Source organism: Streptomyces inhibens (assembly GCF_022221585.1).
Taxonomy (GTDB): Bacteria; Actinomycetota; Actinomycetes; order Streptomycetales; family Streptomycetaceae; genus Streptomyces; species Streptomyces inhibens.
Genome location: NZ_CP084681.1, coordinates 1,435,263 through 1,452,738 on the forward strand (window position 1 = coordinate 1,435,263; position 17,476 = coordinate 1,452,738).

General features: G+C 67.6%; 19 protein-coding genes, 1 pseudogene and 1 riboswitch. Of the genes and pseudogenes, 16 read left to right on the forward strand and 4 right to left on the reverse strand.

The genetic code is table 11. The features are described 5' to 3' along the window. Positions 1–11: 11 nt before the first annotated feature. From KI385_RS06715 to KI385_RS06755, 9 genes and pseudogenes are all read left to right on the forward strand, one after another. Complete coding sequence (locus tag KI385_RS06715) at positions 12–1,076, forward strand: ferritin-like domain-containing protein (protein ID WP_238571293.1); 1,065 nt, start codon at positions 12–14, stop codon at positions 1,074–1,076. Between the two features lie 1,744 nt (positions 1,077–2,820). Then, positions 2,821–3,102: pseudogene (locus KI385_RS06720) on the forward strand (SMI1/KNR4 family protein); the annotation flags it as partial. A 497-nt stretch (positions 3,103–3,599) separates the two neighbouring features. Continuing rightward, the gene (locus KI385_RS06725; protein ID WP_238571294.1) at positions 3,600–3,947 is read left to right on the forward strand and encodes a CU044_2847 family protein; all 348 of its coding nucleotides are present in this window, start codon (positions 3,600–3,602) and stop codon (positions 3,945–3,947) included. Between the two features lie 61 nt (positions 3,948–4,008). After that, positions 4,009–8,103 carry an nSTAND1 domain-containing NTPase gene (locus KI385_RS06730; protein WP_425356877.1) on the forward strand — a complete coding sequence of 1,365 codons (4,095 nt, stop codon included), beginning with the start codon at positions 4,009–4,011 and terminating at the stop codon, positions 8,101–8,103. Positions 8,104–8,474: 371 nt separating this feature from the next. Beyond that, entirely contained in the window at positions 8,475–8,804 is a 330-nt protein-coding gene (locus KI385_RS06735) for a hypothetical protein (protein WP_238571295.1), read from the forward strand. Between the two features lie 252 nt (positions 8,805–9,056). Continuing rightward, positions 9,057–9,224 carry a hypothetical protein gene (locus tag KI385_RS06740; protein WP_238571296.1) on the forward strand — a complete coding sequence of 56 codons (168 nt, stop codon included), beginning with the start codon at positions 9,057–9,059 and terminating at the stop codon, positions 9,222–9,224. Further along, positions 9,221–9,835: an IS3 family transposase gene (locus KI385_RS06745; protein ID WP_238571297.1), complete on the forward strand. Its 615-nt coding sequence runs from the start codon at positions 9,221–9,223 to the stop codon at positions 9,833–9,835. Before KI385_RS06740 ends, KI385_RS06745 begins: the two co-directional genes overlap by 4 nt. A 36-nt stretch (positions 9,836–9,871) precedes the next feature. Further along, positions 9,872–10,093, forward strand: coding sequence for an integrase core domain-containing protein (locus KI385_RS06750; RefSeq protein WP_238577591.1), 222 nt, complete (start codon positions 9,872–9,874; stop codon positions 10,091–10,093). A gap of 687 nt (positions 10,094–10,780) precedes the next feature. Next, on the forward strand, positions 10,781–11,032 hold the full coding sequence (locus KI385_RS06755; protein WP_238571298.1) for an IPT/TIG domain-containing protein: 252 nt from the start codon (positions 10,781–10,783) through the stop codon (positions 11,030–11,032). Positions 11,033–11,291: 259 nt separating this feature from the next. Here KI385_RS06755 and KI385_RS06760 read toward each other — a convergent pair whose 3' ends face one another. From KI385_RS06760 to KI385_RS06770, 3 genes are read right to left on the reverse strand one after another with little or no spacing between them, the layout of a single operon-like run. Continuing rightward, entirely contained in the window at positions 11,292–11,822 is a 531-nt protein-coding gene (locus KI385_RS06760) for a SixA phosphatase family protein (RefSeq protein WP_238571299.1), read from the reverse strand. After that, positions 11,819–12,691, reverse strand: a complete 873-nt coding sequence (locus tag KI385_RS06765) for a cysteine--tRNA ligase (protein ID WP_238571300.1) — start codon at positions 12,689–12,691, stop codon at positions 11,819–11,821. The genes KI385_RS06760 and KI385_RS06765 overlap by 4 nt, the downstream gene beginning before the upstream one ends. Positions 12,692–12,699: 8 nt before the next feature. Then, positions 12,700–13,194 (reverse strand): inorganic diphosphatase, encoded by a 495-nt coding sequence (locus KI385_RS06770; RefSeq protein ID WP_238571301.1) that lies wholly within the window; start codon positions 13,192–13,194, stop codon positions 12,700–12,702. A 31-nt stretch (positions 13,195–13,225) separates the two neighbouring features. Next, positions 13,226–13,290: riboswitch (Fluoride riboswitch) on the reverse strand. Between the two features lie 193 nt (positions 13,291–13,483). On the opposite strand from KI385_RS06770, the gene KI385_RS06775 reads away from it, so the two are divergent. The 7 genes from KI385_RS06775 (at position 13,484) to KI385_RS06805 (ending at position 15,960) form a co-directional block, all read left to right on the forward strand. Further along, positions 13,484–13,678 (forward strand): hypothetical protein, encoded by a 195-nt coding sequence (locus KI385_RS06775; protein ID WP_238571302.1) that lies wholly within the window; start codon positions 13,484–13,486, stop codon positions 13,676–13,678. Beyond that, entirely contained in the window at positions 13,675–14,034 is a 360-nt protein-coding gene (locus tag KI385_RS06780) for an ArsR/SmtB family transcription factor (protein ID WP_238571304.1), read from the forward strand. The genes KI385_RS06775 and KI385_RS06780 overlap by 4 nt, the downstream gene beginning before the upstream one ends. Next, positions 14,031–14,537 carry an ATP-binding protein gene (locus KI385_RS06785; RefSeq protein WP_238571305.1) on the forward strand — a complete coding sequence of 169 codons (507 nt, stop codon included), beginning with the start codon at positions 14,031–14,033 and terminating at the stop codon, positions 14,535–14,537. Before KI385_RS06780 ends, KI385_RS06785 begins: the two co-directional genes overlap by 4 nt. 33 nt (positions 14,538–14,570) lie before the next feature. Further along, entirely contained in the window at positions 14,571–14,756 is a 186-nt protein-coding gene (locus tag KI385_RS06790; protein ID WP_238571306.1) for a hypothetical protein, read from the forward strand. Then, positions 14,749–14,943 carry a DUF6126 family protein gene (locus tag KI385_RS06795; RefSeq protein WP_238571307.1) on the forward strand — a complete coding sequence of 65 codons (195 nt, stop codon included), beginning with the start codon at positions 14,749–14,751 and terminating at the stop codon, positions 14,941–14,943. Before KI385_RS06790 ends, KI385_RS06795 begins: the two co-directional genes overlap by 8 nt. 73 nt (positions 14,944–15,016) lie before the next feature. Further along, positions 15,017–15,523 carry a hypothetical protein gene (locus KI385_RS06800; protein ID WP_238571308.1) on the forward strand — a complete coding sequence of 169 codons (507 nt, stop codon included), beginning with the start codon at positions 15,017–15,019 and terminating at the stop codon, positions 15,521–15,523. Continuing rightward, positions 15,520–15,960: a pyridoxamine 5'-phosphate oxidase family protein gene (locus KI385_RS06805; RefSeq protein ID WP_238571309.1), complete on the forward strand. Its 441-nt coding sequence runs from the start codon at positions 15,520–15,522 to the stop codon at positions 15,958–15,960. Before KI385_RS06800 ends, KI385_RS06805 begins: the two co-directional genes overlap by 4 nt. On the opposite strand, the gene KI385_RS06810 is transcribed toward KI385_RS06805, so the two are convergent. Next, positions 15,955–17,475 (reverse strand): hydrogenase large subunit, encoded by a 1,521-nt coding sequence (locus KI385_RS06810; RefSeq protein WP_281066801.1) that lies wholly within the window; start codon positions 17,473–17,475, stop codon positions 15,955–15,957. The genes KI385_RS06805 and KI385_RS06810 overlap by 6 nt on opposite strands. Position 17,476 lies beyond the last annotated feature (1 nt).

The following is a 17,476-nucleotide window of genomic DNA, read 5'->3' on the forward strand; positions in this document are numbered from 1 at the left end:
AAGGGCACGCCATGACCCAGGTCCTCGAATACGAGAGCAACGCCATCGTCGAGCTGATGGGAGTCCTCCCCGCGGACCGCGACGCGGAGTGGCTGAAGAACTCCCTGCAACAGGCAGTCATGGTCGAGCTCGCGACCATCGGCCCCTACGCCAGTGCCATGTGGTCGATCAAGCAGCCCGGCCAGACGGTCTACAACGACATCCGCGAGATCATCTTCGACGAGATGACCCACATGGGGCTGGTGTGCAACATGCTCACCACCATCGGCGGGACTCCGGTCATCGCCGACCCCAAGGTCGTCCCGAAGTACGAAGGCCCGCTGCCCGGCGGCGTGCGGCCCGAGCTGACCGTCTTCCTGGAGGGCCTGAACAAGGACTCCGTCGAGATGTTCTCGGAGATCGAGCGACCGGACAAACCGGTCGCGCAGTTCGAGACCTTCACCACGATCGGGGCTTTCTACACCACGATCGAGGATGCCTTCGAGGTGCACCAGCACCTGATCAAGGGCACCCGGCAGATCGAGTACTCCCTGGCGCACCACGGCGAGGGCAACAACATCCTCCCGCTCGACACCATCGAGAAGGTCCGGGCCGCCATCGAGGTCATCAAGGAGCAGGGCGAAGGCACCTCCGCCTCCCCCCAGAACCCCTTCCCCGGAAAGCCGGGCGAGCTGGCGCACTTCTACGTGTTCCGGGAGATTTTCCACGGCAAGAAGCTGATCAAGACCTCCGAGTCCCCGGACGTCTGGGAATTCAAGGGCGACGACGTCCCCATGCCTGCGGCCTACCCGATGGGGAGGGTCCCCCAGGGCGGTTGGGCCAACGACGAGCTGAACGCGCCCTCGGCCGAGATCCAGAAGACGCTCGGTGAGTTCAACACCGAGTTCAGCGCGATGCTGCGAGCCCTGGACCGGGCCTGGCGGACGGACGACCCGGCCGAGGGCAAGAGCGAGGTGAGCAAGGCGGTCGGCCATATGTTCGCCATGAGCCCGAAGGCGAAGTCCCTCGTGCAGCAGGAGCTGCCCGACGGCAGCGGGAAGACCTACGGACCGGAATTCCTGTACGTCGAGGAGTGAGCGGACCCGGCTCGGCGTCGGGAGCAGGGCTCTCGCCTTGGTGGCGGACAGCTTGGCTCCCGAGGTCAGGGTGACGTGGTGGCTGGTGCGGACCGCGACCGCGTAGCCGAGGCTGAGCCGGCGGCAGGTGGTCCGCAGGGCCTTGGCGCCGTAGACCTCGTCGCCGGTGAAGAAGCTCGCGCGGACCCCGGCGGCGTGCGCCTTGTGCAGCATGGCCTGGGTCTGGGCGGTCTTGCCTCTTCACGGATGGTGTCCCGCCAAGTGGTGTTAGGGGATCAAGGCGCGAAGCCACAGGTCACCCCAAGGCTGAATGATGCGCGACGGGCCGTGTCCACGGCGCGCCATCCCAGCTAGGGCCTACCTCTTCGATATTTGCTGGCGCGCATCGCCCACAACGCACGTGCCGCACAAGCCAAAAACCGCAAGTCTTAAGCCCTTTGCGGCAGGTTCAAGGACGGAAACGCACTCCACATGACGCGTCATCGAGAAAAGACCGATGACTCGCATCCGACTCGACGCATGCCCCGCCTCGCCGCTGCACTCAAGTCGCGGGAGTGGCCGGGCTACGGGAGCGGTGCGCCGGAGGTGGGACCGACGTCAATGACGTCGGCGCGGGGAGGATCCGTTCGGCAATGTCACCTCGGAGACCGCCGCAGACCACCTGCAAGTCCAGCGGTATCCAGCCTCGTCGCCCGACGGTTCCCGCCGTCCACTAATCGCTACCGCCATCCCCATTGAGAGCGGGACCACGATCGAGATGGGCACATAAGCCCCTCCGCCAGCACGACGCTTCTGTTGCGCCACCCCAGCACGTCATCCTCAGCCATCGTGCCTCAGACGGTATTTCCCCGACACCGAACAATCCCTCAGGGAAGGCGTTTACATCGGCGTCAACTGCTGAAATCGAGCCCTCTCAACCGCACGGGGCCTCCGAGGCGGCCCGCTCCCCGATTCAAGGCACAGGGCCATCGAAGTGACACGTCATCAGATTTAGCTGACGAAGCGTTAGCAAAGTCAGCGTTGAGTCAGCATGCGTCCTGCCAGAGGTGGTGACAGGTGACGACACATGCACATGCGCCGATCTGCTCTGCACCACCTCTGAGCTGCAAAGATGCTGGCCAACCCGCTACACCACCAACGTTGCCCCAAACCCGGTACCAATGGAAGCCGAAGAGGTACGGCACGACATCGTTGCAGGTCAGGGGCATTTCAAGGTCAGCAAGTCAGCACAAAGTCAGCATCGGCGGCGCCACGCCGGGAAACGAGCCGACTCCCAGGGGTCATGCGGCACGCCGTGGTCCAGACCTCCGCAGACGTCCGAGGTCGAGACCCGATGCCAGTTGTCGCACCACACAGTACAACCGCCCTGCATTTAGCGTTGATGGTGCTCGCCTTGGGGCCACTTTGTTCGGCTTCCGAAATCGCTCACGGCGCCGCCGTCGTCCCGCCGCGTGAAGTCGGACGATGCTCATGACCGACTGCTCCGCCCACACCGATGCAGGCGCTGCAGGAGGCAGGTGGAGGTGAGTGATACCTCGTCAGTTCCACTCGCGAGCAGCTGCGCGCGTGGCGTGCTAGACGCTCCTTCGGCCTGCTGGGCCGGATGCTCGCGGGCGTCTCACTCACGGGTGAGAAGCCACCACAACTTGCCCAGAATCAGTTGCAGTTCCTCGATGCACCAGAACGCGAGGCCCCTGAGACGTACGCGGCCAGCTTCCTCGCAGCAGCTACGTAGCCTGCGAAGATGACCGAGACGACCGGTGACGACCGCCGCTTTCATCCCGCCCTAGCCGATATGGCCCGAGTGGAGTTCGACTACGGCGACGAAGGCGAGGGCATCGACTTCGAGCCATGCGACGCCTTCGACTCCGTTCAGGAGACCACCGACTGGCTGCACCACTGGACCGGCAATCCCGAGCCCGACGGCAGCGCCTGCCGAGTCTTCGGGTAGGACGGCGCCGGCGGTCTCGGCGCCCTCTGGTACGCGCGGCCGGGGCAGCCCCTCACCGAGCAGCCCGTGGTGTTCCCGAGATTGTCTCCTTGGACGATCCCCGGGAGCGACCCGCTCTCACGCAACGGCGTACACCACCGTCCGTCTGTGCCCTGGGGAGAATCCGGGGAGATTCCGCTCGGCCCCGCCACCCCGCCGCCAGCGGGTCATCGAAGGCCAGACGCCCCGGTATATGGCGCGATCATCCAAGCTCCGCCCGGGCAGCGACTTTCGTCCGGCGCGGCCAGGACGGCCCAAGGAAAGACGTCATGACGTACCTGGCCAAGGAAGCAGGCGCCCTCGACCAGACACACGACCAAGATGCCGGACAAGGAGCCGCATCTCATCTCCAACGAGGCGCAGGTCAGAGCATCTCATTCGTACAGCCCATCCCAAGGTGCGGCATATGCCAGATTCGTTGATGCTGGCTGGGACTCCGTAGGGGCCATCCGCGGCCATCGATCGCATCCGCTGGTGGACGGCACCCAGCTCGTCAGCGCCTGCAACGAGCACGAACGAGCGAAGGAGGAGTTTTGGCAGCGCTGGCTCGGATTCCATTGGGTGGCGGGGGCTGCATTCTGGTCGAGGCTCCGACTGCGTTGGAGGGGCCGGTGAAGGCCGGTCGCGTCAGTGATGCCATTCATGACCTGCCGGGGAGTCTGCAGGGGGCTCTGGAGCCGGTCACGGCGGCGGCGCGCGCCACACTCGACCAACTGCGCAAGGCCGGCCCTGACGAGATCGCGGTCGAGTTCGGTATCGATCTGGCGGTCGAGGCCGGGGCCGTGATCACCAAGAGCGGCGCCAATTGCCACTTAAAGGTAACCATGATGTGGAAGAGGAATCGTCCCGGCCATCCGGGCACAGACGAGGGTTTGGACTGATCCGGTGGAGATAGCTGGCAGAGGCCCGGAAAGTGACCATGCGTCGGGATTTCTTTACGGCGTGAGCCAGATCCTTGGGCCAAATGATGAGGTGGTTGGGGCGGGCTTTCTGCTCTCCGAGGACGTTCTGGTCACCTGTGCGCATGTCGTGCGTGGGGCCGGGGCCGGGCCCGGTGAAAGCGTGCAGCTGGCTTTCCCCCACGTGGCTGGTGCGCCCCAGGTTGAGGGACATGTCCTGGAGGAGCCGTGGCGTTCCCCCGAGGACGACGACGTGGCCATTGTGCGCCTGAGCAGTACTGCAGCGGGAATGGAGGGATTGCCGTTGGGCTCTGCGGCAGGCTGCCGGGGGCATCAGGTGCGCTCGTTCGGGTTCCCCGCTCAGGCCCCGCCTGGCGGGCACTTCGGCTTCGGGGTGACCGGCGATCTGCTGCCGGCCACCGATAGCAGGGGTACACATCTGCAGTTGACTTCCGCCAACGACCTGACCACCGGGTTCAGTGGCGGGCCGGTTGTCGACGAGGTGACGGGCCTGGTCATCGGCATGCTCACCGAGATCACCGCCCCGGATGAGCACGAAAGGGGGCAAGGCATTGCCTATGTCACGCCTACGCAGGTACTGCGGGAGGTCTGGCCCGAACTGGTCGAGCAGGAGGTGTGCCCCTACCGGGGACTGGAGCCGTTCACCGCAGAGCAGGCCCAGTGGTTCGAAGGCCGGGAAGACGCAGTGCGGCAGGTGCTGGCGAACCTTGCCCAGCAGCAGCGGCTGACGCTGCTGCTGGGGCCTTCCGGTTCAGGCAAGTCCTCCCTGGTCGAAGCAGGTGTCCTGCCTGCGCTGGCCGCAGGTGAACTGCCGGGCAGCGACCGGTGGTTGCCTGTGCTCGCCCGACCGAGGCAGGACCTGCTGGCCGAACTCGAGCGCGCTGGGCTATCCGGGGCCACCACGGAGGGGATCACCGCAGCCGTCACTCGCAAACTTGCGGCCGAACCCTCCTACCAGCGTGTCATCCTGATCATTGATCAGTTCGAAGAGCTCCTCACCCAGCCCACCACCGGCCCGAAACGCGAGCGCCGCTTGGCCGCCACGGACCAGATCACCACCGCGGTCAACTCCCACGTCGAGCTCAGCGTGATCCTGATCATGCGTGACGACTTCTACCCCCAACTGGCGGCTCTGGCCCGAATGTTGGAGGCGGCGATCCCAGGACTCCTCAACGTGCCAGGTGCGCTGAGCCAGCGCGATCTGCACGACATCATCACCCTGCCCGCCCAGGACATGGGAGCTCACTTCGAGCACGGGCTGCCTGAGCAAATCATCAGCGATGTCCTAGCCATCACACCCGATGGGGCCGCATCCGGCCAGGCACCCGTCACCGTGCTGCCTCTGCTGGAGCTGACACTCAGCCAGCTTTGGCAAAGGCGCCAGGACGGATATCTCACCCATGACGCCTACCGGCGCATTGGCGGAGTCACCGGCAGCCTGACGACCTGGTGCGACACCGCCCTCAACCACCTGCCCCCCGAGCACCTACCCATCGCACAGCGGATTCTGACTTCCCTGGTGCGCCCCGCTGACCCCCGCCACCACATTCCCGCCATCCGCGAGCAGGTCTCCCTGCAAGACCTGCGCGACCTGGCAGCCGACCCCGACGCCGTGCCTAACGGCGACAGTGCCACCGACGAGGTGCTGGCTGCCCTCACTCGCCATCGCATCATCACTACCCACACACCCCGCACTCCTGGACGCCCCGACACCCCTGCCGGGCAGCCGGTGGCCGAACTGATCCATGACGCCCTCATCCGGGACTGGGGCATGCTGCGCGAGTGGGTCAGCCAGGACCACCGTTTCCAGGAATGGCTCGACCGCACCCGTGAACGGCGCGCACGCTGGGCTCAAGGGACCGACCCTGGGGACCTCCTCGGGGGAACAGCACTTGCAGAGGGCCTCGAATGGTCACAACAACGCCGCCTACCGGGCGACATCGCAGCCTTCCTCACCACGAGCCAGCAGCACCAACAGGCCGTCATCCGACGCAGCAGGCACCTCAACATGATCCTGGCCAGCCTGCTCGTTGTCGCGCTCCTCGCCGCTGGAGGAGCTCTCTGGCAGTGGCGGACAGCCGTCGGCCAACGTCAAGAAGCCTTGTCGCGTCAGCTTGCCGCCCAGTCCGGCACGCTTATCAGTGCAAGTCCCGATCTTGCTTCGCTGCTGGCCATCCAGGCATATCGCACCAGCCCCACCCCCGAATCCGTCGAAAGCCTGCAAAACGCCGCAGCCCTCCCGCTGCAGCGGCACCTGTCCGGCCACACCGGCACGGTGGAGTCGGTGGCGTTCAGTCCTGACGGGCGCACCCTCGCCACCGGCAGCGACGACCACTCTGTCCGGCTGTGGGATATGGCCACCGGCAAGAGACGGACCGTCCTGACCGGCCACACCAACGCAGTGGACTCGGTAGCGTTCAGCCCCGACGGGCACACCCTCGCCACCGGCAGCGACGACGGCACGGTGCGGCTGCAAGACATGGCCACCGGCAAGGACCGCACCGCCCTGACCGACCACGCGGACTGGCGGAACTCGGTGGCGTTCGGCCCTGACGGGCGAACCCTCGCCACCGGCAGCACCGACGACTCCTGGCAGTTGTTGGACGTGGCCGACGGCAAGAAACACACTCCCCTGACCGGCCACACTGGAATGGTGGACTCGGTGGCGTTCAGCCCTGACGGGCACACCCTCGCCACCGGAAACGACGACGGCACCACGCAGCTGTGGGACGTAGCCACCGGAAAGAAACGCACCACCCTGACAGGCCACACCGATGCGGTGTACTCGGTAGCGTTCAGCCCTGACGGGCACACCCTCGCCACCGGAAACGACGACGGCACCACGCAGCTGTGGGACGTAGCCACCGGAAAGAAACGCACCACCCTGACAGGCCACACCGATGCGGTGTACTCGGTAGCGTTCAGCCCCGACGGGCACACCCTCGCCACCGGCAGCGCCGACAACACCACGCAGCTGTGGGACGTAGCCACCGGCAAAAAACGCACCACCCTGACAGGCCACACCGATACGGTGTACTCGGTAGCGTTCAGCCATGACGGGCACACCCTCGCCACCGGCAGCAAAGACAAGTCGGTGCGGCTGTGGGACGTGGCCGGCAAGAACCGCACCACCCTGACGGACCACACCAACGCGGTGGACGCGGTGGCGTTCAGTCCCGACGGGCGCGCCCTCGCCGCCGGCAGCGACAACGGCGCCGTGCGACTGTGGGATGCGGCCACCGGCAAGAAGCGCACCACCCTGACAGGCCACACCGATACGGTGTACTCGGTGGCGTTCAGTCCCGACGGGCGCACCCTCGCCACCAGCAGTGCCGACCACACCGTGCGACTGTGGGACGCGGCCACCGGCAAGAAACGCACCACCCTGACAGGCCACACCGATACGGTGTACTCGGTAGCGTTCAGCCCCGACGGGCACACCCTCGCCACCGGCAGCCGCGACGCTACCGTGCGGCTGTGGGACGTGGCCACCGGAAAGAAACGCACCACCCTGACAGGCCACACCGATGCGGTGAGCTCGGTGGCGTTCAGCCCCGACGGGCACACCGTCGCCACCGGCAGCACCGACGACGTCGTGCGATTGTGGGATGTGGCGAGCGGTAAGGAACGCACCACCCTGACCGGCCATGCTGGACCGGTGGGCTCGGTGGCGTTCAGCCCCGACGGGCACACCCTCGCCACCGGCAGCACCGACCACACCGCGCGGCTGTGGGACATGGCTACCAGCGGGACCCGTGCCACCCTGACCGGCCACACCGCCGAGGTGTGGTGGGTGGCGTTCAGTCCCGACGGGAGCACCCTCGCCACCGGCAGCGCCGACAACACCGTGCGGCTGTGGGACGTGGCCACCGGAAAGAAACGCACCACCCTGACCGGCCACACCGACGACGTGGACTCGGTGGCGTTCAGCCCCGACGGGCACACCCTTGCCACCGGCAGCGACGACCACACCGCGCGGCTCTGGGACGTCGTCCTCCCTCGACCTGCCGCAGCGATCCAGAAAATCTGCCAGGCCGTCAACCGTGACCTCACTCCGCAGGAACGCGCGGCGTATCTGTCGGGCCAGTCAGTCAGCCCCGTATGCCCATCAAGCTGATGCAGCATCAACATGGTGCATATGGCGCGTCCGGCCAGTCACCTACAGGCTCCAAAGGGCCCCGAAATACACCTGCACCTGGATAATTGTGCCACCCACAAGATGTTCGCGGTCAAGGATTGCCCCCTGGCGTGCCCGCATTGAGATCGTTTCATCTTGAAGTTGCTGGTCACGGGGCTGGTGTGACCGGTCGTGGGGGTCCTCGTGCTGGTTGGTGGCGTGATCGGTAGCAGGAAATCGTCTGCCGCGCAGGCGGTTTGCGGAACTGCGGATCGCGGGCGGTCGCGTCTCCTACTGTCCGCAGGGCAGGGGGAGTTCAGGTCGGCTCAAAACCTTCAGCTGGATCGTGTGCCGGTGCCATCATGGTCGGCGTGTCTTCCTACGCCTTACAGCGGCTCGCAGAGCGCGACGGCATACGCGTCTACAGCGCCAAGCGAATCCCGGGAGGGTGGAGGGTCCATCTGACCTACCCCTCCTCGAAGTTCGAGGAACTCGGGGCTGACCCGGGCGATCCGATTTGCACTCCCGAGTGGCCCTGCCTGACACCCCACCAACCCAGCGCAGGGGGCGTGCTGGCGGAGTGGTTCGCCACGATCGCGGGTCAAGGCCCGGAAACTCCGCCGCCCCAGGTGGTGGCCGCGCTGAAACAGGACCTGAAGCACCTGCTGGGCGACAAGTACAAGGAGTACAAACGAGCGTAGGTTGGTCACAGGGCACGGCGGGACCGGGCGGTTGCCTGATGGCGGCCCTGCTCAGCTTGATCAGTGCCGCCTGCGCGGCCCCGGCATTGCAGCGACACTGTTGGCGAATCCTGGGGGCTGAACGTGACGTCGGCCTTCGCGACCCGTTGTGGTCGTGAAGGCCGACGTTGTGTTTGGGGAGGTTGTCGGTGTCGTTGCACGCCAGGAAGATCGACGGGGTTCCCGAGTAGACGGGACCTGACCGAGACCGCGGTGCGGCTATGGGCCAGCCAGGCCGAGGTCGAAGCGGACGAGCGCGACGGGTTGACAAGCAGCGAACGTGAGGAGTTGGCCGCGTTGCGGCGGGAGAACCGTCGGCTGCGGGAGGACGTGGGGATCCTCAAGCGGGCCACGGCCTTCTTCGCGAAGGAGACCCGGTGACGGTGCACCCGTTCATCGAGGCGGAGAAGCGAGACGGTCACAACGTCAAGCGCGCGTGTGAACTGCTGCAGGTCTCCCGAGCCGCCTTCTACGCCCGCCGCAGCGGCAGGCCCGGTCCGCGGGCGGTCCGCGATGCCGAGCTGACCGAGAAGATTGCCGAAGTCCACGAGCGGTCCCGCGCAACCTACGGGGCTCCGCGGGTCCACGCCGTCCTGCAACGGCAGGGCGAGGACTGCGGCCGCCGCCGCATCGCCAGACTGATGCGCAACGCCGGGCTGCAGGGCCGGCACCGCAAGCGACGACGGCTGACGACGATCCCTGACCCGCGGGCCGCTGCCCGGCCAGGCCTCATCATCCGGGACTTCGCGCCTGACCCGGACGGCCTCGACACCCGCTGGTGCGGTGACATCACCTACGTCCCCACCGAAGAAGGCTGGCTCTATCTGGCCACCGTCATCGACATTGCATCCCGCCGCGTGGTCGGCTGGTCCACCGCCGACCACCTGCGGACCGAACTGGTCGCAGACGCTCTCAGGTCCGCCTGCCGCCGGCGTCGTCCCACCCGGCCGGCGATCTTTCACTCGGATCGCGTCTGCCAGTACACCAGTTAGCAATTCGCCACCCTGGCAACGGAGTTCGGCGTCCGTCTGTCCGTCGGTCGCACCGGGCAGTGCTGGGACAACGCACTCGCCGAGTCGTTCTTCGCCACAATCAAACGGGAGTTGCTCGGCACGAGCACCTGGCCCAGCCGCGCCGTCGCCCGCACCGCGATCTTCGACTTCATCGAGGGCTGGTACAACTTGCACCGACTGCACAGCAGCCTCGGCTACCGCAGTCCCGCCGAATGCAAGACCGCACTCGCAGCCTGACCACCACACCGATGGTGTCCGTCAAAGCGGAACAAGCTCACCCCGCCGTGGGGCCAACTCATCGACATATCAAGGCGTTGCTGGTCTCCCTAGCTAGCTAGTCGAGGAGAAGAAGGCTTTCACCGTCAAAACGCAACCAGAAGACGCTCTACCAGCGGTTCCACACGCTGCCCTGGAGCGAAGTGACGGCCGTCTTCTACGACCGCGGCCACCGAGACTTGCGTGATCAAGGTGCTGACCGTTACCGACTCGGTGTGGACTTTCCCCACGCCGCTCACGTCGCCCGCATCGTCCGCCACGGCACCGACACCAAGACCGGCAGCGCAGCCGTGAGACTGTCTACGTCGTCACCGACCTGACCAGCCAACAGGCTTCCCCAGAGCGCCTCGCGAAGATCCTTCGCCTGCAACTGGGGGATCGAGAATCGGTTGCAATCGCCCAGTCTTGGTCGCGGGAGGCGTGCGCTCTTGTGGTACCACGGGAGCGCACGCCGGTACTGTGCTCAGCGTCAATTTCGACAAGTGCTCCCCGTTTCACTCTTGTTCCACCTTTCGTTATTTCTTGCCCGTTGATTCAATTGAAATGATCGGTCTCGCAGAAGGCTCATAAATGATCGTCGCCGCTCCTCATAAGTTCCCGTCCTCTTCCGGTGGGACATTATGGGTAGACGAACTCCGAAGGGGTATCATGCAGATCTCGCCGAATCAAGGGCCCAGTTCAGGGGGAACCAGCGTCACCATCACCGGCACCGAATTGGGTACCACTCAGAGTGTGACGTTCGGAGGCATCGCGGCCAACTTCACTGTGGTGAACGACACGACGATCGTCGCGGTCTCGCCTGCCGGTCCCGCCGGAACTGTCGACGTAGCTGTCACCACCACGGGCGGTACCGTCGTCACCCTTGCGGATGCCTTCACCTGGATCGCACCGCCTCTCTGACTGGCGGGTCCTGCCCGTCAGGTGTCCGGGGGTGGGGAAGGTCTTGTCCACCGCCGCCGGACGGCCTGCCGTCGTTTCGCCTCGACCGCCTCGACCTCGAACAGCCCATCCTCACCGCACATACCGAGATCATCCCGTACGAAAGATCACGAGACGCGGTCCGGTTGCCGGTACTGAGGCACGCTCCTAGCTAGAACGTCAGCAGCAGACCCAGCCGGAGCGGCAGCCCGCATGGCTGTGAGCTTTCCCGCCGAGCCCATCAGGACGATGGGGGCTTCCCGCGGGGCACGGCGAACTCGGCCAGTCGGGCGGCGCCCGGCACGAGTTGGGACCAAGGTCCTTGCCAGGTCAGCACCGCGATCGCCGACGTTGGGAACTTCTCCTGTGCCCGGCGCAGCGCGTCGCCGGCCGCTTCGCCGGCAAGTCGTAGCGTCAGCTCCTGGAGGCCCGGATTGTGCCCGACCAGCAGCAGCGTCCGCACCGGCTCCGGGGTTTCGCGTACGACGACGAGCAGGGCCGGGACGTCGCCGTCGTAGATCCGCGGGTCATTGATCACCTGCGGTGCGCAGCCGAGGTACCCGGCGGCCAGGGCCCAGGTCTGGCGTGCGCGGGAGGCTGTGGAGCAGACGACGAGATTGGGAAGGTAGTCGGCATCGCGCAGCCAGCGGCCGGCCGCCGGGGCGTCCCGGCGGCCGCGTGGGGCGAGCGGTCGGTCATGGTCGTCCGCCTCGGGCCAGGCCGACTTGGCGTGACGAAGGAGGATCAGCTGTCGGCTGTTCTGCTCCGTCACAGCGGCGGATCCTGTGAGTTGCTGCGGCCCACCTCGTCGGCGAAATCCAGCCCGAGTACCCGGTCGAGGTAGACGAAGGTCTCGAACTTGGCGCCGTAGGGGATGTGGGCTTGGCTCTCAAGGTGGCTCAGGGCCTCCAGTACGGCCGGGGTATGAAGGTCTTCCTCCAGTCCGGTGAGGGCTTGGCGCAGGATGTCGGCGCACATGGGTTTGGACGGTGCCCTCGCCCAGTCGGCCACTGCGCTGCGCCAGCGCACGAGCCGCTCGTCTGCGGCAGCGAGCGCCTTGGGCGTGAGGTCGACGGGGGTGTGGTGGGCGCGGGTGAGCAGGGCGAGGCGAACCGCGAGCGGGTCGGATACGGCTGTCACGGAATCAGATGCGGCGGCCCCGGGATCATCGGTGTACTCCGAGCGGTCCGGTGGGCTTTCCGCGTCGACCGCAAGGCGGATCCCATCCACCACGTCCGCCGGCCGCCCTGCCCCCTCCCTCTTCATGGGACCGGTCACATGAATGTCCACCGGGCCGCCCAGCGCCTCCCCAACCTCTTGGGGATCGCCGTATGCCACGGCGGGGTGAATGCCGAGCGCGGACGCCCGCCGCGCGAGCGCCTGCCACCACCCCTCGGACCGGCCGCGGGCTGTGAGCCCGGTGAACACCTGCCCGCCCAGCAGCTCCGCCGTGCGCCCCAGCACATCGGCCACCACCAGCACGCGCAGATCGGAGAGACCGCCCAGGCCCGGCACGTGGACACAGACCCGCAGCGGACTGCGGCGCCCGGGCGCGATCTCGACAGCCTGGCCAGAGCGGGCATCGACGATCCGGAGCACCAGTTCGTCCGTCGGCGACCGATCGGCGATCAGCACCGGCATACCGCCGTTCATTCCAGGGATCCGGTGAGCCGCTCGTAGGTGTGACGGGCATCCGCGACCAGCTGCTCGGCCTCCTCGCGGGATCCGCAGCCGGTCACCTCGTAGGCGGGTTGCGGTGAGAGCCTGGCCAGCACGGCCGCCCACGCGTCGGGGCCAGCGTGCCAACGCGGTAGGTCCCGTGTATCCGCCAGGTCAGCGAAGCACGGGTCCCCGGCCACGCACAGCACTTCGTCCTCCGGATTCCCCTGTGCGGCCAGATGGAGCACCGCGACCGGCCGGGCCGGCACTGCGGCGCCGGGCACGGCCGGGTCCCGCATCAGCACCAGGGCCTCGACCGGGCGGGCGCCCTCGCCGAGCGTGTCCGGCACGCATCCCCTGCCCACCGGCCATCCGCCCCCGACGGGCGGCCCGTCCGCAGAACCGGGCAGCGGACCCGGCCAGGGGTCCTCCCGGCCGATGGCTGACCCGGCGGTCGCCTCCACCGCTACGGTGATCCCGACCATGGCAGCCACCTCCCGTGACAGCGGTTCCACTGGACACGCAGAGCCCATCAACGCCCTTGAGGCGCGGTTACGGCGAGCCTCATCGCCTGACACCTCCAGTGTCCCGCCGCCGCGGACGCCGCCACAACCGCGCAACTGGGCGCCGTGCTCGTCACGGCTCATCACGGCGCGCGGCATCATCGGGCGGTCACCGCTGTCGTGTCGACATCGCATCGTGACCTAGACTTGCAGAGTTTCGCAATTCGCTAGTTGCCATAGAGGGAAATCAGATCAACGTGCGGAGGTCAGGGTGGGCGGATTCGCCGAGGTGATGCGGGAGCGGGTGCGAGTGGCGCGGGCCGCGGCCGCCGCAGCGCGGGAGGCCGAGGACGCGTACTTGGTGTCCTTGGCGGAGGACGAGCTGGACGACGCGCTGCGGCTGGCCCGGAGCAGCGGCGTCGATCCGGACGCCGGATCAGAGCCAGAGAGCCGGGGCGAGTCGTGATCGCCGCGCAGATTCCGCTGTACCAGACGAAGGCGGAGTTCTTCCGGCTGCTCGCGCATCCGGTGCGTATCCGTGTACTGGAGCTGCTGCAGGAGGGGCCGAGGCCGGTGCGGGATCTGCTGGCGGCGATCGAGGTCGAGCCGTCCAGCCTCTCGCAGCAGCTGGCGGTGCTGCGCCGGGCCGGGATCGTGACCTCCACCCGCGAGGGTTCGACCGTGGTGTATGAGCTGGCGGGCGTGGAGGTGGCGGAGCTGCTGAGGGCCGCCCGCCGGATTCTCGTGGAGCTGCTGGCCGGGCAGGAGGACCTGCTGGTCCAGCTGCGCGGTAGTGAGTTCACGATGGGAAGGGCATCGTGACGCCCAAGGGCTGGTCTCTGCCATGGCGGCGGCAGGGCCCTCCGGCCGCCGCCCGCGAGCACGTCCTGCCCACGGTGCGGCGGCATGTGTGCACGGTCCGCGTCGGGCCCGGTGCGGTGCGGCTCGCCCGGCAGGAGGTGGCCGCGACGCTGGCAGAGTTCGGTTTCGCCCCGCGGTCGTCCCTCGTCGACGCGGCACTGTTGGTGGTGAGTGAGCTGGTGGTGAATGTGCTGCGGCATGCCGCTGAGCAGTCGCCCACGGCGGATGTCTCGGTCACGGTGGCGGCGGGCCAATTGGTGATCGGAGTGGCCGACCGGGATCCCCGGGTCCCGGATGTGGAGGCGGCGGCGCCGGGTGGGGGCCTGCGGATGGTGGCCGAGGTGGCGTCCCGGTACGACGGCACCCTCAACGTGGAGCCCGACTGGGCCGGCCACGGCAAGAGTGTGCTGGCCCGCTTCGTGATTCCCGGAGGCGACGCCCGCGCCGAAGCCTATGCCCGTTGAGCCATGGCCCCGACGGAAAGAGCACTGGCGTCCATGCGCTTTGAGATCACGTACCTGCACACCGACGGCGGCGACCATCCCTCGCATGAGGCGAGCCTCGACGAGATCACCATGCTGGTCGAGTGGGCCGGTCGTACGGGGGTGCCCGTCGGGATACGGCCCGTCACCGGACCACCGGCCCCCGATTTTCCGCAACACCGGAAGAGCAGACATGACTGACGACCACAGCAACCATCAGCCCGCCCGCGAGCCGTCCGCACACCAGCCGTCCTTCGGCGGCGGGATGTCGGAGGAGCGGAAGGAACGGGGCGCGTCCTGGCGGGTGTTCATCTATATCGCCGGGAGCCATCTCCTGCTCGGCTTCCTGGCGCTGCTGTTCTATCTGGGCTCGCACGCGCAGAAGTGAGGTGAAGCGATGGTTGCCGATTCGGGGCGGTGAGGAGTCAGCCGATGACAGTCGACGAGGGAGGCAGCCGACGGTGATCGCCGTTGCCGGGCGTACGGATCTCACCGCGCAGACGCTGAAGCTGCTGCAGGACGAGCTGGTCGGCAGGGTGAAACGGCTCGCGCCACCGGGGGCGATCGTCGTGGTCCGGGCCGGGCGGGGGCTGCCGTTGGCAGCCGGGCGTACGGCGCGGAAGGCGGGTGTACCGGTGGTGGCCGTCATGCCCGCCCAGGAGTCGGTCCCCGCGCCACTCCCCCAACAGGATCGGGCAGCAGCTGGGGAGTTGCTTTTCCTCGCCACACACGTACGGCTCCTGACTTACGCCCCAGCCGACCGCGCCGCGTGTCTGGTCGCCGACGAGCGCCTCATCGCTTCCTGCGCCACGCTGCTCGCAGTCTGGGACGGCTCGCCCGCCGGCGACCTGGACCCCACGGCCCACCTGGTCGCTTACGCCCGCAGCCGGGGCGTCTCCACCGACGTTCTTTGGGCGCCGAAGTACACGCGCCGCAGCACAATACCCGCCCCCGGGAAATCCTCATGACCGCCACACCCCCTGCTCCCGCGCACCGGGGCGAGCTCTCCCGCGAGGAGTCGTTGGCGCTGCTGGCCGGTGTGCCCGTGGGCCGGGTGGCTTTCTCGCTTCATGCGCTGCCCGCCATCCGTCTGGTCAGCCACATCGTCCTCGACGGCTGCGTGGTGTTCCGTGCCCATGAGGGCGCTTGTGTGGTGGGACGTGTCTCGGTGACGGGAGTGGTGGCGTACGAGGCCGACGAGCTCGATCCGGTGACGGGCACCGGATGGAGCGTGGGCGTCACAGGCACAGCGACCCTCGTGCGTGACCCCGCGCAACTCGCCCGCTATCGCACCCTGTTGCCCCTCTGGATCGACGGCGCCGTCGACGGTGCGAGGGATGAGGTCGTGAGAATCAGCCCCGACATCGTCACGGGCTATCGGCTGGTCCGCACGTTTGCGTCATAGATCGTTGCCCGCGTAGGAGAGGTTGAAGCTCTTATTGGTCAGGGGGAAGTCGGGGACGATCGTGTCGCGAAGGGCGACGGGCAGGGCGGGCCAGTTGAAGAAGGACGGGTCCACGGGCTTGACCCGCGTGAGGGTCTGGTCGGCGGCAAGTTCGACGCGGGTGGTGATGGTGCCGCGCCAGCCCTCGACGATGCCGACGCCGGAGCCGGCAGCCCGTGGGGCCGGGAGGGGCGGCCATGTGCAGACAGCACCGGGGCGAAGGCCGTCGGCAAGGTGGATGGTCAGGGCGATGGAGGCGTCGATCTCCTCGGCGCGTACGAGGAAGCGGGCGAGCACGTCACCGCTGGTGTGGCAGGGGACTGTCGGCGGATGGTCGTACGGCGTGAAAGGGTGGGCGATGCGGGCGTCCGCGGCGAGGCCGCTGGCACGGGCGACATAGCCCAGGCACCCCAGGTCGCGGGCGGCCTCGCGGGGCAGGCGGGCGGTGCCGGTGAAGCGGTCGCGGACGGTGGGGTGGCCCAGTGCCAGGTCGGCGATCTGCCGGATGTCGTCGCGTACGTCCCGCATGCGGACCGGGTCGGGGACAGTACGGAGCACGGCGCCGCCGGGGAGGACGCCGCCGCGCAGCAGGCGATGGCCGGTGATCTCGTCGTTGAGGCGAAGGAGTTGTTCGCGGATGCGTTGGGTGTGGGCGTTGAGGATGGAGTGGCCGACGTCGTTGCAGAGCGCGCCGAGGTCGGCGACGTGGTTGTGGAGGCGTTCCAGTTCCAGGAGGAGAGCGCGGGCGCGCTGGGCGTCGGCGGGGACGTGGGTGCCGGTGGCCTCCTCGACAGCGAGGCAGTAGGCGAGGGCGTGGCCGACGGCGGTGTCGCCGCTGATGCGTTCGGCCAGTGGCAGGCCGTGCTCGGGTGTGCGGCCGTGGAAGAGTTTCTCGATGCCTTTGTGGACGAACCAGAGGCGGGCCTTGAGTTTGAGGATGGTCTCGCCGACGACGGAGAAGCGGAAGTGGCCTGGTTCGATAAGGCCGGCATGGACGGGGCCGACCGGGATCTCGTAGACGCCGTCGCCCTCGACTGCCAGGAAGGGATAGGGGCCCTCCTGTTCAGCGAAGGGCGGGGGCGGGCCGGCGTCGGGCCGCATGGGGTACCAGCCCTTGGGCCAGTGGAAGTGGCGCACGAGGCGCCGTGGCAGCGGGTGGCCGAGGGGGACGACGCCGTACAGGTCGCGCATCTCGCGCTCGAACCGGCCGGCGGGGAACGAAAGATGGGCCAGGGTGGGCAGCTCGGGCCGGTCGGGATCGAGGCGTACGTGGAGTTCCGTGCGGGTGTCCGGAGGGCCGGAGGAGAGGAAGAGATACACCACGCGGAGGGTCCTGTCTCCGGCAGCCGACGCGTCATCGTGGTGAGCCGCGACCAGGGCGATGCGATGGCCCCCGCGCAACAAGTCCCCTGCATATTGCGACAGTTCGGATGCCGTGATGTCAATGACCTGGCGTTCGACGGGGCGCGGTTGCACG